Source organism: Psychrobacter nivimaris (assembly GCF_904846365.1).
GTDB classification, from domain to species: Bacteria; Pseudomonadota; Gammaproteobacteria; order Pseudomonadales; family Moraxellaceae; genus Psychrobacter; species Psychrobacter nivimaris_B.
Genome location: NZ_CAJHAL010000015.1, coordinates 44,583 through 60,756, shown reverse-complemented (window position 1 = coordinate 60,756; position 16,174 = coordinate 44,583). Strand labels below are relative to the sequence as shown.

The 16,174-nt window shown below is 41.0% G+C and carries 11 protein-coding genes; all 11 read left to right on the top strand.

Annotated features, from left to right (window positions below; all coding sequences use genetic code 11):
- The first annotated feature begins 13 nt into the window (after positions 1 to 13).
- Positions 14 to 1,864, top strand: coding sequence for a succinate dehydrogenase flavoprotein subunit (gene sdhA / locus JMX63_RS07805; protein ID WP_057757857.1), 1,851 nt, complete (start codon positions 14 to 16; stop codon positions 1,862 to 1,864).
- A gap of 223 nt (positions 1,865 to 2,087) precedes the next feature.
- A complete protein-coding gene (locus tag JMX63_RS07800) occupies positions 2,088 to 2,798 on the top strand; it encodes a succinate dehydrogenase iron-sulfur subunit (protein ID WP_055123743.1) in 711 nt (236 codons plus the stop codon).
- Positions 2,799 to 3,705: 907 nt separating this feature from the next.
- Positions 3,706 to 6,582, top strand: a complete 2,877-nt coding sequence (locus tag JMX63_RS07795) for a 2-oxoglutarate dehydrogenase E1 component (protein WP_201571902.1) — start codon at positions 3,706 to 3,708, stop codon at positions 6,580 to 6,582.
- Positions 6,583 to 6,737: 155 nt separating this feature from the next.
- On the top strand, positions 6,738 to 7,985 hold the full coding sequence (odhB, locus tag JMX63_RS07790; protein WP_101204629.1) for a 2-oxoglutarate dehydrogenase complex dihydrolipoyllysine-residue succinyltransferase: 1,248 nt from the start codon (positions 6,738 to 6,740) through the stop codon (positions 7,983 to 7,985).
- Between the two features lie 261 nt (positions 7,986 to 8,246).
- Positions 8,247 to 9,701 (top strand): dihydrolipoyl dehydrogenase, encoded by a 1,455-nt coding sequence (gene lpdA, locus JMX63_RS07785; protein WP_201556063.1) that lies wholly within the window; start codon positions 8,247 to 8,249, stop codon positions 9,699 to 9,701.
- Positions 9,702 to 9,859: 158 nt separating this feature from the next.
- Positions 9,860 to 11,026 (top strand): ADP-forming succinate--CoA ligase subunit beta, encoded by a 1,167-nt coding sequence (gene sucC, locus JMX63_RS07780; RefSeq protein WP_201571900.1) that lies wholly within the window; start codon positions 9,860 to 9,862, stop codon positions 11,024 to 11,026.
- A gap of 150 nt (positions 11,027 to 11,176) precedes the next feature.
- A complete protein-coding gene (gene sucD / locus JMX63_RS07775; RefSeq protein WP_101204626.1) occupies positions 11,177 to 12,052 on the top strand; it encodes a succinate--CoA ligase subunit alpha in 876 nt (291 codons plus the stop codon).
- 98 nt (positions 12,053 to 12,150) lie between these two features.
- The gene (locus tag JMX63_RS07770; protein WP_201571898.1) at positions 12,151 to 13,356 is read left to right on the top strand and encodes a UDP-N-acetylglucosamine 4,6-dehydratase; all 1,206 of its coding nucleotides are present in this window, start codon (positions 12,151 to 12,153) and stop codon (positions 13,354 to 13,356) included.
- Positions 13,356 to 14,498, top strand: a complete 1,143-nt coding sequence (locus JMX63_RS07765; protein WP_201571896.1) for a LegC family aminotransferase — start codon at positions 13,356 to 13,358, stop codon at positions 14,496 to 14,498. The genes JMX63_RS07770 and JMX63_RS07765 overlap by 1 nt, the downstream gene beginning before the upstream one ends.
- Positions 14,495 to 15,154: an acetyltransferase gene (locus JMX63_RS07760; RefSeq protein ID WP_201571894.1), complete on the top strand. Its 660-nt coding sequence runs from the start codon at positions 14,495 to 14,497 to the stop codon at positions 15,152 to 15,154. Before JMX63_RS07765 ends, JMX63_RS07760 begins: the two co-directional genes overlap by 4 nt.
- Positions 15,151 to 16,167 carry an N-acetylneuraminate synthase gene (gene neuB / locus JMX63_RS07755; protein WP_320157863.1) on the top strand — a complete coding sequence of 339 codons (1,017 nt, stop codon included), beginning with the start codon at positions 15,151 to 15,153 and terminating at the stop codon, positions 16,165 to 16,167. The genes JMX63_RS07760 and neuB overlap by 4 nt, the downstream gene beginning before the upstream one ends.
- Positions 16,168 to 16,174: the final 7 nt, after the last annotated feature.

Here is a 16,174-nt window from a genome sequence, read left to right as displayed (position 1 = left end):
TAGGAAAACCGTAATGGCAACTAGACAAGACAATACCATTAGTAATATCAAGACCCTAAACTACGATGCAGTTATCGTTGGTGGCGGCGGCTCAGGTATGCGTGCTTCATTGCATTTAGCGGAAGCAGGCATGAAGGTTGCAGTCCTGACCAAAGTATTCCCAACGCGTTCGCACACGGTTGCCGCTCAGGGTGGTATCGGTGCAAGTTTGGGTAACATGAGCAATGACAACTGGCATTTCCACTTCTATGATACCGTTAAAGGTTCAGATTGGTTAGGTGACCAAGACGCTATCGAATATATGTGCCGTGAAGCGCCAAAAGTAGTCTATGAGCTTGAGCACATGGGCATGCCGTTTGACCGTAACGAAGACGGTACGATCTATCAGCGTCCGTTCGGTGGTCATACGTCTAACTATGGCGAAAAAGCAGTACAACGTGCTTGTGCCGCTGCTGACCGTACAGGTCATGCACTACTACATACGCTATATCAGAAAAACCTAGAGCAGGGTACTGAGTTCTTTATCGAGTGGATCGCTCTTGATTTGATCAAAGACGAAGCTGGTAACATCAACGGTGTTGTCGCGCTTGAGCAAGAAACGGGTACGATTGCAGTATTCCAGTCACCAATTACTGTCCTAGCGACAGGTGGTGCTGGTCGTATCTTCGCAGCTTCTACTAATGCTTATATCAATACTGGTGACGGTATTGGCATGGCAGTACGTGCTGGTATTCCATTACAAGACATGGAGTTCTGGCAATTCCACCCAACTGGTGTTCATGGTGCAGGTGTACTATTGACTGAAGGTTGCCGTGGTGAAGGTGCTATCTTGCGTAACAAAGATGGCGAAGCGTTCATGGAGCGTTATGCACCAACCGTGAAAGACTTGGCACCGCGTGATCTCGTATCGCGCTCAATGGACCAAGAAATCAAAGAAGGCCGTGGTTGTGGTCCTAATGCTGATCATATCGTTATGGATATGACGCATCTAGGTGTTGAAACCATCATGAAGCGTCTACCATCAGTATTTGAGATCGGTAAAAACTTCGCCAACGTTGACATCACTAAAGAGCCAATTCCAGTAATCCCAACCATTCACTACATGATGGGCGGTATTCCAACCACTATTCATGGTCAAGTGATTGTACCGGATCTAGAAGCAGGTACTGATGAAGACGGCCTATATGCTAAAGGCAATGTGGTTAAAGGTCTTTATGCAATCGGTGAATGTGCTTGCGTAAGTGTACATGGTGCTAACCGTCTAGGTACGAACTCTCTACTAGATCTATTGGTATTTGGCCGTGCAGCTGGTAAGCATATCGTTGATGAGTTCCATCATGCAGATCACAACTACAAGCCGCTTGATCCACGTGTACTTGATTTTACAGTGAAGCGTTTAGACAAATTGCAACAGTCTACTGAAGGCTACAACGCTCAAGACGTGGCTGATGAGATTCGTGCTACGATGCAAAAACACGCTAGTGTATTCCGTACGCAAGCGATGATGGACGAAGGCGTTGAGAAGATTTTAGCGCTAGGTGAAAAGATCGACAAGATTCATCTTGGCGATAAATCACAAGTGTTCAACACAGCACGTATTGAAGCATTCGAAGTTGCTAACTTGTATGAAGTAGCAAAAGCGACAATGATATCTGCAGCGAAGCGTCATGAAAGCCGCGGCGCGCACAGTGTATCCGATTATGATCGTCCAGAAGATGATGATTACGCACCTAACGGCCGTAATGACCACGATTGGATGAAGCATACTTTATGGTACTCTGAAGGCAATCGCATCATTTATAAGCCAGTACGTAAAGTGCCATTAACTGTTGATTATATCGAACCAAAAGTTCGCGTCTACTAATTCTAGACTGCATACTTTAAATATAGTTGATAGATAACAGCAGTGTTAACGTTTTATCCCTTATTAATTTATTAAAAAGGTGACCGCCAGCTACATGCTCATGTCAGCGCTACGACGCTATTAATTGGTATCCGATACTGGTTATCAATACTGATTAATAGCTAGCGCAAATATGTTGCAATCTTTGTATGCCCGCCATCACCTACGTGTGGAGTTTAGCATTATGAGCCGAGGTACTCGCACCATCGAAATCTATCGCTACGATCCAGATCTGGACGCAGCGCCACGCATGCAAACTTATACGATTGAGCTACTTGATTCAGATCGTATGTTGCTTGACGTACTATTACGCCTAAAGAAAGAAGATGAAACGCTTACTTTCCGTCGCTCCTGCCGTGAAGGTATTTGTGGCTCTGACGGCATGAACATCAATGGCAAGAACGGTTTGGCATGTCTAATCAACATGAACACGCTACCAGAAAAAGTAACGGTTCGTCCGCTACCTGGTTTACCAGTGGTTCGTGATTTGGTTGTTGATATGAACCAGTTCTATGAGCAGTATGAAAAAGTACATCCATACTTAATCAACGATCAGCCAGCACCGCCAACTGAGCGTTTACAGTCACCTGAACAGCGTGAAAAACTGAACGGTCTATACGAATGTATTCTATGTGCTTGCTGTTCAACCAGCTGCCCATCTTTCTGGTGGAACCCTGATAAGTTCCTAGGACCATCAGCGTTACTGCATGCTTATCGCTTCGTTGCTGATAGCCGTGACGGTGATACTCAAGCACGTTTAGCTCGCTTAGACGATCCGTTTAGCTTGTTCCGTTGCCGCGGTATCATGAACTGTGTATCAGTTTGTCCAAAAGGCTTGAATCCAACCAAAGCGATCGGTCACTTACGTAATATGTTGATTGATCAAGCTGGTTAAGCATAAGTAATCGATCTTTATAGTTACTATACGAAAAACACCACCTATATATTAGGTGGTGTTTTTGTTAGTTAAAAAGCTGATATATAGATTTATCACTGTTTATAGCTAACTTGTCATTTAAAAATATGATGAATTTAGCCTATTGAAAAATAGTTATTAAATGATTTAAGAGTAAAACTGTATGGTCAATACGTTGGTCGTATGTAAGAAGAAATAATATATAGACAATCACCCTATATAATCGGATATAGACATAGTCGAATTTTGGTATAATTGTATTTAATAAGATGATCAAAGCATCTTTTTTAGCGCTTAATATGTGCCGTTTGAGCAGATTATGACATTATCAGGCTAAAATACTATGCGCACAATGATTATGCGTTTATAATTGATGATAGATATTCATTACATAAATACCTAGTATTGAACAAACAAACTATGTCGCAAAAAATGGGCATGATAATCTATATAGCAATGTATGTCTGTCTGAAAAGGCAGGATTTATCAGCAAATTTAGGGTAATTCAGCATCAATAACCAGTTTATAGGTTAGTTGAAAATATAATTATCTATTAATAGCTTATCATTAATGGATTGGTTATGACTCAAAGAAGTATATATAAATTAATGTTGTGAAACGAGCTAGATAAGAAAACTGAGCGTTCACAAATAGTTTTATTTTTAGACGGGTATTGCAATAAGACTTGTTACCACTATTTAGCATCACTTGCTCTTGTAGACAATGACAGCAATATTCTATGGTGATGGCAATACTTAGGGATAAAAGTGTTTTATCGAATAGTATTTAACAGGATATGACACATTGTCTAACTACCTGAGCATACAACGACTGACACAATAATAAGCACGATTCCATTCATTTATCTATCAAATAGACGATTATTATGAATAGTATAACCAAAGAAAAATCTGGCCAAGTACATACCGAACTGGCTGCCGATAACGCCAACTATATAGAAGCTCTCTACGAGCAATACCTAACAGACCCTGATAGTGTTGATACTGACTGGCAGACGTACTTTGAACAGTATAAGTCGCAGAACGATGCTCAGCATAACGCTATCAAAGATCAGTTCTTACTACTTGCTCGTAATCAAACGGCAAATAAGAGTAGCAGTACTGATACCGACTCTAGCAGCTCTGCCAACTGTGATCCTAAGCAGATGGGCGTACAGCAACTAATCTCAGCATATCGTCGTCGCGGTCATCGCCGTGCCAAACTTGATCCTTTAGATTTGCATCCACGTGCAGAAGTAGAAGACTTGACGCTTGCTTATCATAATTTGTCAGAAGCTGATCTCGATACCGTATTCCCGACCAATGATTTAGTCATTGGTAAAAATGAAGCGACATTGCGCGAAATCATCGAAATCATGGAACGTGTTTACTGTGGCCATATCGGTGTCGAGTATATGCACGTTACCACCAGTACAGAAAAACGCTGGATGGAAGAATACCTAGAGACTAATCTAGGCTATATCAAATTCGATAAAGAAAAACGTCTATCTATTCTTGAGCGCTTGACGGCTGCTGAAGGTCTAGAAAAATACCTTGCTCGTAAATATACAGGTGTTAAGCGTTTTGGTTTGGAAGGTGGTGAGAGCTTCATTCCTGCTATTAATGAAATCATTCAACGTGCTGGCGGATATGGCACAAAAGAAATGGTCATTGGTATGGCTCACCGTGGCCGCTTAAACCTATTAGTCAACATCTTAGGTAAAAACCCTGCAGACTTGTTTGATGAGTTTGATGGTAAAGTACAGCCAGAAAAAGGCTCAGGTGACGTTAAATACCATAACGGTTTCTCATCTAATGTGATGACACCGGGCGGTGAAGCGCATTTGGCTTTAGCATTTAACCCATCGCATCTTGAAATTGTCGCGCCAGTACTACAAGGCTCAGTACGTGCCCGTCAAGTACGCCGTAACGATCAGCCACTACTAGATAATACTGGTGGTAATTCAGTATTACCTATCGTGATTCATGGTGATGCTGCTTTTGCTGGTCAAGGTGTAGTACAAGAAACCTTCCAGATGTCACAGACCCGTGCTTATACCACTGGCGGTACTGTGCATATCGTAATCAATAACCAAGTTGGCTTTACTACTAGCCGTCAAGAAGATGTTCGTTCAACTGAATATTGTACTGACGTTGCCAAGATGGTTCATGCTCCTATCCTACATGTAAACGGTGATGATCCTGAAGCAGTCGTATTTGCTGCTCAGTTAGCATTAGATTATCGTCATAAGTTTGACAAAGATATCATCATTGATTTGTTCTGCTATCGTCGTAATGGCCATAACGAGGCAGATGAGCCATCTGCAACTCAGCCATTGATGTATGCTGTTATTAAGAAGCTTCCGACTACTCGTACTCTTTATGCGCAAAAACTTATCGCAGAAGGTATCTTGAATGCCGAAGAAGAGAAACAGTACGAAGATGATTATCGTGAGTCTTTAGACCGTGGTGATTATGTTGTTAGCTCATTGGTTCAAGAGCCTAACGAGCAGCTGTTTGTAGATTGGAAACCTTATCTAGGTCATGACTTGGTTGATGACTGGGATACCAGTGTTGATATCGAAAAGCTGAAAGGTTATGGACGCCGTATGGCCGAAATGCCAGAAGGCTACAAGTTACAACGTCAGGTTCAAAAAGTCGTTGAGCAGCGTCTAGCGATGCAAACGGGCGAAGAGCCTCTTAACTGGGGTGCGGCTGAGACATTGGCTTATGCATCGTTGGTTGATAACGATGGTGTATTAGTACGTATTACTGGTGAAGATGTAGGCCGTGGTACTTTCTCACATCGTCATAGCGAAATATACAATGTCAACGATGGCAGCATGTATGTACCATTGTCTCATTTGAGCGACAATCAAGCGCGCTTTGCTACTTACAACTCATTGTTGTCAGAAGAAGCGGTACTAGCCTTTGAATATGGCTACGCGACCACCGTACCGAACGCATTGATCGTTTGGGAAGCACAATTTGGTGATTTCGTTAACGGTGCTCAGGTTGTGATTGACCAGTTCATCTCAAGTGGTGAGACCAAGTGGCAGCGTGTTTGTGGTTTAACTATGTTGTTACCACATGGTTTTGAAGGTCAAGGCCCTGAGCATTCATCTGCACGTTTAGAGCGTTTCTTACAGCTATGTGCTGAAGACAATATGCAGGTCATCACCCCAACGACTCCTGCGCAAATTTATCATGCATTACGTCGTCAGGCAGTACGTCCTATTCGTAAGCCACTGATTGTTATGTCACCGAAAAGCTTATTACGTCATAAGCTAGCGACTTCTAACCTAGAAGAGCTTGCTAACGGTAAGTTTGAGACGGTATTGCCAGAGATGGACGATCACAACGCAGATAAAGTGACTCGTATGGTTCTGTGTGGTGGTAAGGTTTATTATGATCTTTTAGAGCAGCGCCGTGCATTAGGTCTTGATCATGTGGCTATCGTTCGTATTGAACAATTGTACCCATTGCCAGAGACTCGCTTAATCGCTGAAATCGAAAAGTACAGCAACCTAACTGAAATCGTATGGACGCAAGAAGAGCCATTGAACCAAGGCGCTTGGTACTATTTAGCACCGCATATGTTCCGTATTGTCGTACCGCATCCAACCAAAGCAAAAGTCATGGAGCCAGTAGCGCGTCCTCCTAGTGCAGCCCCTGCAACAGGATCACCGAAACTACACGCTCAACAACAGCAAGCACTCATTGCTGGTGGCCTTGGCATAAGTGTTGATGAATTAGCTCAGTAACACCTTGTCTAATCAAAAGATTATAGAAGATAAATGAATCAGGCGATGACAGTCAGTGTTTTTTAATAAAATATACGCAAAGTTATTAGAAAACTACTGACTGCCTATCACGACTTAATAATAAGTATGAATATCCAAATCTAAGGAGTATATCGATGGCTGACATCAAAGCCCCCGTTTTTCCAGAATCGGTTGCCGATGGCACAATCGTTGAGTGGCACGTCACTGAAGGTCAACAAGTTAATCGTGATGACCTATTGGCTGAAATTGAAACTGATAAAGTTGTATTAGAAGTTGTGGCACCTGATGATGGTGTATTGACCAAAATCGTAAAGCAAGTTGACGATACTGTATTGTCTGATGAGCTTATCGCTCAGTTTGAAGCCGGTGCAAGTGCTGGTGCTAGCGCAGAAGAAGCACCAGCAGTAGATCCAGACCAACCAGCTGCGCCAGTTCAAGCAAAGCAAGCTGCTGATGGTGGCGAGCCTGTTCAAGCAACAGATAAGAAAGGCGAAGCTGATCATAAAGATCAAAGCCCAGCAGTTCGTAAAGCAGCAAAAGAGTCAGGCGTAGATCCTAAAGAAGTTGAAGGTAGTGGCCGCGGTGGTCGTGTAACCAAAACTGATATGGCTAACCCAACATTGAAATCAGACAGCAGCATCAAGTCTGACAGTGGTCGTCCTGTTGCTGAATCAATGGGTGAGCGTACTGAAAAACGTGTTCCAATGACTCGTCTTCGTAAGCGTGTTGCTGAGCGTCTATTATCAGCATCACAAGATACAGCGATGTTGACGACGTTTAACGAAGTGAACATGAAGCCATTGATGGACATGCGCGCTAAGTACAAAGAGAAGTTTGAAAAACGTCATGGCGTACGTTTAGGCTTTATGTCGTTATTCGTAAAAGCAGCGACAGAAGCGCTAAAACGCTTCCCAGCAGTAAACGCTTCACTAGATGGCGATGACATTGTTTATCATGGTTTCTATGATATCGGTGTAGCAGTATCTTCAGATCGTGGCTTGGTTGTTCCAGTACTACGTGATACTGATCGCATGAGCATGGCTGACGTTGAAAGCACAATCCGTGAGTTTGGCGGTAAAGCACAGCAAGGTAAGCTTGGTTTAGAAGACATGACTGGCGGTACTTTCACTATCTCTAACGGTGGTGTATTTGGTTCATTGATGTCAACACCTATCTTGAACCCACCACAAACTGCTATCCTAGGTATGCACGCTATCAATGATCGCCCAATGGCTGTCGATGGCAAAGTTGAAATCTTACCAATGATGTACCTAGCATTATCTTATGACCATCGTATGATCGATGGTAAAGAAGCAGTACAGTTCTTGGTAACTATCAAAGAGTTGGTCGAAGACCCTGCAATGCTACTACTAGACCTGTAAGCTTTTAAGCTTGTATTGGCAACCGCTGATACAAGCTTTTTAACTTTGGTATAGATAATGATTTTTATGAATCAGCGATTACTTGATGCGCTGATAACTGTATTTAAATGAATTTAATAATGGTGATTTGCTATCGATTATCGATGAGTGAGTCTATCTCATTGACATAGTGTATTAACTGTTCAGTGTAGATAACGCTGATCTATCAGCAAGATAACAACCAGTTTAAATGACACATACAATTAAAAATAGGAACGTACTATGAAAGACAATTATGATTTAGTCGTCATCGGCGGCGGTCCTGGTGGTTACGAAGCAGCTATTCGTGCAGGCCAGCTCGGTATGAGTGTTGCTTGTATCGAAAAGCGCGTTTATAAAGGCGAGCCAGCACTTGGCGGTACTTGCTTAAACGTTGGTTGTATCCCATCAAAAGCCCTACTTGACAGCTCACATCGTTACGAAGCTACTAAGCATGACCTTGACGAGCACGGTATCAGTACTGGTGACGTTGCTATCAATATCGAAAAAATGATAGAGCGTAAAGAAGGTATTGTTAAGCAGTTGACTGGTGGTGTTGCCGCGTTGCTAAAAGGCAATGGTGTTGACTGGCTACAAGGCTGGGGTACATTGGTCGACGGTAAAGGCGCTGACAAAAAAGTCAAATTTACTGCTCTAGAAGACGAAAGCGAAACGACGATCACTGCTAAGAATGTCATTCTTGCGGCAGGTTCTGTGCCTATCGAAATTCCTGTTGCCAAAACTGACGGTGACCGTATTGTTGATTCAACTGGCGCACTTGATTTTACCTCAGTCCCTAAGCGTCTAGGCGTTATTGGTGCTGGTGTTATCGGTCTTGAGCTTGGTTCAGTATGGCGTCGTCTAGGTGCAGAAGTAGTCGTATATGAAGCACTTCCTAGTTTCTTAGCTGCTGCTGACAAAGACATCTCAAAAGAAGCTGGCAAAATGCTGAAGAAGCAAGGTCTTGATATCCGTGTCGATACCAAAGTAACCAATGCTGAAGTTCAAGGTGACCAAGTTGTCGTCACTAGCGAAAGCAAAGGCGAATCGAGCGAGGAGAGCTTCGACAAGCTAATCGTTTGTGTTGGTCGTCGTGCTTATTCTGAAAAACTGCTTGGCGATGATAGTGGCATCACATTGACTGAACGTGGCCTTATCGATGTTAATGACCAGTGCAAAACCAATCTTGATGGCGTTTATGCTATCGGTGATTTGGTCCGTGGTCCTATGCTTGCGCATAAAGCAATGGAAGAGGGCATGATGGCTGTTGAGCGTATTCATGGCGAAAAACCTCAAGTTAACTATGACACTATCATCAATGTCATTTATACTCACCCAGAAATCGCATGGGTAGGTTTGACTGAGCAAGAAGCTGAAGAAGCTGGCTATGAAGTTAAAACAGGTTCTTTCAACTTAGCTGCTAACGGTCGTGCATTAGCGCAAAGCGAAGCGCAAGGTTCTGTGAAAGTAGTTGCTGATGCGAAAACAGATCGTCTATTAGGTATGCATGCTATCGCTGCTGGTGCTGGTGATATCGTCCATCAAGGTATGATCGCGATGGAATTTGTGTCTAGTATCGAAGACTTGCAGTTGATGACATTTGCTCATCCAACTATTTCAGAAGCAGTGCATGAAGCTGCTCTATCTGCAGATGGCCGTGCTATCCACGCTATCCAGCGCAAAAAACGTAAGAAATAAGTAGTTGCTCGTTTAGTTATTATCGATTTACAACCTGATTGGGGTATCGCTATTTTGGTGATGCCACAATCATGAGTGCGTCAGACGTATGATTAATATGTATATGCGCGCACTTGATTTCACTTTTTATTAATTGTAAAAAATAAAGGATACAATCAATGAATTTACATGAGTATCAAGCAAAAGAGCTATTAAAAAGCTACGGTTTGCCAATTCAAGAAGGCATCATCGCTCATAACGGCGAAGAAGCTGCTGCAGCTTTTGATAAAACCCCAACTGACATTGCGGTCATTAAAGCGCAAGTACATGCTGGTGGTCGCGGTAAAGCTGGTGGTGTTAAGCTAGTTAAAACTCGTGAAGAAGCTAAGCAAGTTGCTGAAGAGCTGATCGGTACTAACCTAGTAACGTTCCAAACTGATGCTGATGGCCAGCCAGTAAACTTCGTATTGGTTGCAGAAGATATGTATCCAGTACAAACTGAGCTATATCTTGGCGCAGTCGTTGATCGTGCAACTCGTCGTGTAACTTTCATGGCATCTACCGAAGGTGGTGTAGATATCGAAGAAGTAGCATACAGCACTCCAGAAAAAATCTTCAAAGTAAATGTTGATCCTTTAGTTGGTTTAATGCCTTTCCAAGCGCGCGACGTTGCGTTCAAACTTGGTCTAGAAGGTAAGCAGATCCATCAATTCGTTAAATTGATGACTGGCGCTTATAAGGCATTCGTTGAAAACGACTTTGCTCTAATGGAAATCAACCCATTAGCGGTTCGTGAAAATGGCGAAATCGTTTGTGTTGATGGCAAAATCGGTATCGACTCAAACGCACTATATCGTTTGCCAAAAATCGCAGCGCTACAAGACAAGACTCAAGAAAACGAGCGTGAGCTTAAAGCTGCTGAATTTGACCTAAACTATGTTGCTCTAGAAGGTAACATCGGTTGTATGGTTAACGGTGCTGGTCTTGCAATGGCGACCATGGACATCATCAAATTGTATGGCGGCAAGCCTGCTAACTTCTTGGACGTTGGCGGCGGCGCAACTAAAGATCGCGTTGTTGAAGCGTTCAAAATCATCCTAGAAGACAGCAGTGTTGAAGGCGTTCTAATCAACATCTTCGGCGGTATCGTACGTTGTGACATGATTGCAGAAGCTATTATCGCTGCTATCAAAGAAGTTGACGTACAAGTACCAGTTGTTGTTCGTTTAGAAGGTAACAACGCTGAGCTAGGCGCACAAATCCTAGAAGAGTCTGGTCTGAAATTGATTTCAGCTCAAGGTTTATCTGACGCGGCTCAAAAAATTGTCGATGCTGTTAAAGCGTAAGTCTTTAAACATAAGTGTTTAGAGATAGACGCTTAAGCATAGTAGTCAAATCGTAATAGTGGTTTTCATAATAAAAGTTGGTTATCAAAATTTGATAATGATAGTTGTAAAGACCGCTGTTACAAGACAACCGAATACAAGGGAAATATAATGAGTGTATTAATCGATAAAGATACCAAAGTATTGGTACAAGGTTTTACTGGTAAAAATGGTACGTTCCATTCTGAACAAGCCATTGAATACGGTACAAAAGTAGTTGGTGGTGTGACTCCAGGTAAAGGCGGTCAAACGCACCTAGGCCTACCAGTATTTAACACTATGGCGGAAGCCATGGAAGCGACTCAAGCGGACGCTTCTGTTATCTACGTACCAGCACCATTTGTACTAGATTCTATCGTTGAAGCAATCGATGCTGGCGTTAAGTTGATCGTTGTGATCACTGAAGGCGTACCGACTATCGATATGCTAAAAGCAAAACGCTATCTTGAAGAAGCTGGCGATGTGCGTTTAGTTGGTCCTAACTGCCCAGGCGTTATCACTCCAGGTCAGTGCAAAATCGGCATTATGCCAGGCCATATCCATCAGCCAGGTAAAGTAGGTATCATTTCACGCTCTGGTACGTTGACTTATGAAGCCGTAGCTCAGACAACTAAGCTTGGTTTTGGTCAGTCAACTTGTATCGGTATCGGTGGTGATCCTATCCCTGGTATGAACCAGATTGACGCATTGAAACTGTTCGAAGCTGATCCACAAACTGAAGCTATCATCCTAATCGGTGAGATCGGTGGTACTGCTGAAGAAGAAGCTGCTGCTTATATCAAAGACCATGTAACTAAGCCAGTTGTTGGCTATATTGCTGGTGTTACTGCTCCAGAAGGTAAGCGTATGGGCCATGCTGGCGCTATCATCTCTGGTGGTCAAGGTACTGCTGAAGAGAAATTCAAAGCGTTTGAAGATGCTGGCATCGCGTATACACGTGACCCATCTAAGCTTGGCGACAAGCTGAAAGAAGTTACTGGTTGGTAAGATAGGCATTAGTCTACAGTTAAACTACTAAATCTATATTGAAATATGATAAAGACACCCCTACAATGGGGTGTCTTTTTATATTATAGAGAATAAAAATGTTAGATATTTTAAAGCTTATTGGAAGAGAAAACAGACTCTTCGATCAAGATATTACTGACAAAGAAGAGCAATTGCTTACTACTACAAACAAATCAAGCTTTCTGGTAATAGGGGGAGCGGGCTCTATAGGACAGGCTGTTACTAAAGAAATATTCAAAAGAAATCCTAAAAAATTACATGTCGTAGATATAAGTGAAAATAATTTAGTTGAATTAGTAAGAGATTTGCGTAGTAGTTACGGCTATATTGACGGAGATTTTCAGACATTTGCTTTAGACATTGGTTCAACTGAATATGATGCCTTTATCGAGAATGATGGTAAGTATGACTATGTCTTGAACCTATCAGCGCTTAAACATGTACGTAGTGAGAAAGATTCTTTTACTCTTATGCGTATGATCAATGTAAACATATTCAACACTGAGAAGACAATAAGACAATCAATAAAAAATGGTACCAAAAAATATTTTTGCGTATCAACTGATAAGGCAGCTAACCCTGTAAATATGATGGGTGCTAGCAAAAGAATCATGGAAATGTTTTTGTTAAAATACTCACAAGAAATAAATATCTCTACTGCAAGGTTTGCAAATGTAGCATTTAGTGACGGTTCTTTACTTCATGGCTTTGAGCAAAGAATTAAAAAAAACCAACCGATTGTAGCTCCTTCTGATATTAGACGCTATTTTGTAACTCCTCAGGAGTCAGGAGAGCTCTGTCTAATGTCATGTATATTCGGTAAGAAAGGTGACATTTTTTTCCCAAAGCTTAGTGAGGATTTGCATTTAATCACTTTCTCAGATATTGCGATAAAATATCTGGAAAATAAAGCAATTACCCCTTACTTGTGTGACTCTGAAGAAGAGGCACGGCAGTACTTATCTACTGATTCTAAATCGGATAATAACACCTGGCCATGTTTGTTTGTAAATAGTGATACTACAGGCGAGAAAGATTTTGAAGAGTTCTATACCGATGAAGAAAGTTTGGATCTTGATACCTTCAATAATCTAGGTATTATTAAGAATGAAGGCGACGTTGATTCTGACTTAAATCAGAAATTAGAGTACTTTACCAATGAAATCAATGCAATGAAATCTTCTTTAAAGTGGACTAAAGAAGAAGTTGTAAAGTTGTTCTTTTATATGCTTCCTGAATTTGGACATAAAGAGACAGGAAAATATTTGGATGGAAAAATGTAATGAAAGATAATGTTATTGAATTCATTAGAGATTATTATCAGACAAAAGATTTTATTCCATTACATGAACCTAGGTTTAATGCAAGAGAAGAAGAATTGGTTCTCAATACGATTAAAAGCACATTCGTATCGAGTGTAGGCAAGTATGTAGATGAGTTTGAAAACAGGCTTACAGATTATACAAAATCCACTAAAACCATTGCTGTTGTTAATGGAACAAGTGCTCTGTATGCTGCTTTATATCATTGTGGTGTGGGGGTAAATGATATAGTTATCACCCAAGCATTGACATTTATTGCGACTGCCAATGCAGTGAACCAACTAAATGCACAATGTGCTTTTGTAGATGTTTCTAAAGATACTTTAGGTATGTGCCCAAATTCTTTATCTGAATTTTTAGAAAGTAATGCTGTTCTTAGAGAGGATAATCAATGTTATCTAAAATCTACTGGTCAGCGAATTAAAGCAGTTGTGCCAATGCATACTTTTGGTCACTCTGTAGAAATCGATAAAATTGTTGAGGTATGTGACTACTGGCATTTAAACTTAGTTGAAGATGCAGCTGAGTCACTCGGTTCTTATTATAAGGGACAACATACAGGAACTTTTGGGCATTATGGTGCTATCAGTTTTAATGGAAATAAGGTTATAACTACTGGTGGTGGCGGTGCGATTCTATGTAGGTCTGAACAAGATGGTATTGAGCTAAAGCATCTTACAACTACTGCAAAACAGCCACACGCATATAAATTCTTTCATGATAAAGCTGGCTTTAATTTTAGAATGCCTAATTTAAATGCTGCTCTTGGATGTGCACAACTAGAGAAGCTTTCTGATTTCGTCAGTAATAAGCGTGCTCTGGCAGGCGAATATGAGAAGTTATTAGCGAAATCTCCTTATCTATTTGTTAAAGAGCCAAGAGACTGTCATTCAAATTATTGGCTCAATGCCATAATATGTGAAGATATTAATGAGAGAAACGAATTCCTAGAACATACAAATAAGCAAGGTGTCATGACGCGTCCAGTGTGGGAGCTTATGACTGACTTGCCAATGTATGAAGAATGTATAACTAATAACCTAGAGAATAGCCGCTGGTTTGCTCAGCGATTAGTTAACCTACCTAGTAGTGTGATGTTATGAGTAACAACTATAAGAAAGTGAAGATTATTGGTGCCGGCGGTTTTGCTATGGAGTTGGCAGAATACATAGAAGATAATAACCGCCATCTTGGAGAAAAAATTTTAATTGAAGGATTTTTTGATTTTGATGACAAGTCATATAGTGAAAATGAGTTTAATGCTCCTTTTTTAGGGTCGGAAAAGGACTATGATTTTACTAATGACGACAATGTTTTGATTGCTATAGGTGACTTAGAGATTAGGAATAAGGTCATAGATTATTTGGAAAATACTACTGTAAGTATTGTGAGCTTTATTCATCACTCTAGTATTGTTGCTTCAAGCAGCAACATCGGTAAAGGGACTATAATTTGTCCATTTTGTATTGTAGGTGGTATGGCAGTATTGGGTGATTATAATCTAATTAATTATCAATGCGCTATTCCTCATAATTGCGAAGTCGATGATAGAAATGTATTCTCGCCAAATGTACAGCTGACAGGCTACACTAAGGTTGGAAGTAATAACTTTTTTGGTGTTTCAACAGGTACAATGCCTTCAATAGTTATTGGTAATAATAATAAGGTGCAGGCAGGCTTATTAGTTACTAAAAATATTGCAAATAATTCAATTGTTTTTTCGATGCAAAAAATGAAAACAATGGAGATGTACAAATGATTAAACCTGTATTTATCATAGCAGAAGCTGGTGTGAACCATAACGGTTCAATTGAGGTAGCAAAGCAGCTAATTGCTGCTGCTGCTGCTGCTGGTGTTGATGCGGTAAAGTTTCAAACTTTTGTGACTGAAAATTGTGTTGTAAAGTCTGCACCAAAAGCTGATTATCAAATAAGCCAAACTGGAGAAGCTGATAGTCAGTTTGAGATGTTGAAAAAACTAGAGCTTTCTCACGAAAATCATGAAGAGTTAATAAAATATTGTAAACAAAAAAATATTATGTTCTTTTCAACAGGCTTTGATTTAGATAGCTTGAGTTACTTAAAGTCATTAGGATTCAACATCGCCAAAATACCTTCAGGTGAAATAACGAACCTTCCGTATCTACGTAAAATTGCTACTGACTTTGATGACGTTATTATGTCGACTGGAATGGCTAATATTCAGGAAATTGAAGACGCAACCCAAGCACTTGTAGCCGCTGGGTTAGATAAGAAAAGGCTCACTATTCTTCATTGTAATACAGAATACCCTACACCTATGAAGGATGTGAACTTAAAAGCAATGCTAAATATCAAAGATATCTTTAATGTGAATGTGGGTTATTCAGATCATACTCTCGGTATTGAGGTGCCAACTGCGGCAGTTGCTCTTGGTGCAACTGTTATAGAAAAGCACTTCACCTTGAGTAGAGACATGAGTGGTCCAGACCATGCCGCATCTCTAGAGCCGGAAGAGCTTAAAGCGATGGTAAAGGCCATTAGGAATATTGAGTTAGCTCTTAGCGGTAGTGGCATTAAGGAACCTTCTGGGTCCGAAAAGAAAAATACTCAAATGGCACGAAAGAGTATAGTCAGTAAAGGTTTTATAAAAAAGGGTGAGCTTTTAACAGAAAATAATCTAACTGTTAAAAGACCGGCTACAGGTATATCTCCGATGCAGTGGGATAAAGTAGTTGGTCAGATTGCAGATAAAGATTATAAACCAGACGATTTAATCAAAATTAACATGTAATCTAGGA

Excerpts from the sequence above, each read along its gene's own strand:
- sdhA (WP_057757857.1), top strand. The coding sequence starts at position 14 with ATGGCAACTAGACAAGACAATACCATTAGTAATATCAAGACCCTAAAC.
- JMX63_RS07800 (WP_055123743.1), top strand. The coding sequence starts at position 2,088 with ATGAGCCGAGGTACTCGCACCATCGAAATCTATCGCTACGATCCAGAT.
- JMX63_RS07795 (WP_201571902.1), top strand. The coding sequence starts at position 3,706 with ATGAATAGTATAACCAAAGAAAAATCTGGCCAAGTACATACCGAACTG.
- odhB (WP_101204629.1), top strand. The coding sequence starts at position 6,738 with ATGGCTGACATCAAAGCCCCCGTTTTTCCAGAATCGGTTGCCGATGGC.
- lpdA (WP_201556063.1), top strand. The coding sequence starts at position 8,247 with ATGAAAGACAATTATGATTTAGTCGTCATCGGCGGCGGTCCTGGTGGT.
- sucC (WP_201571900.1), top strand. The coding sequence starts at position 9,860 with ATGAATTTACATGAGTATCAAGCAAAAGAGCTATTAAAAAGCTACGGT.
- sucD (WP_101204626.1), top strand. The coding sequence starts at position 11,177 with ATGAGTGTATTAATCGATAAAGATACCAAAGTATTGGTACAAGGTTTT.
- JMX63_RS07770 (WP_201571898.1), top strand. The coding sequence starts at position 12,151 with ATGTTAGATATTTTAAAGCTTATTGGAAGAGAAAACAGACTCTTCGAT.
- JMX63_RS07765 (WP_201571896.1), top strand. The coding sequence starts at position 13,356 with ATGAAAGATAATGTTATTGAATTCATTAGAGATTATTATCAGACAAAA.
- JMX63_RS07760 (WP_201571894.1), top strand. The coding sequence starts at position 14,495 with ATGAGTAACAACTATAAGAAAGTGAAGATTATTGGTGCCGGCGGTTTT.
- neuB (WP_320157863.1), top strand. The coding sequence starts at position 15,151 with ATGATTAAACCTGTATTTATCATAGCAGAAGCTGGTGTGAACCATAAC.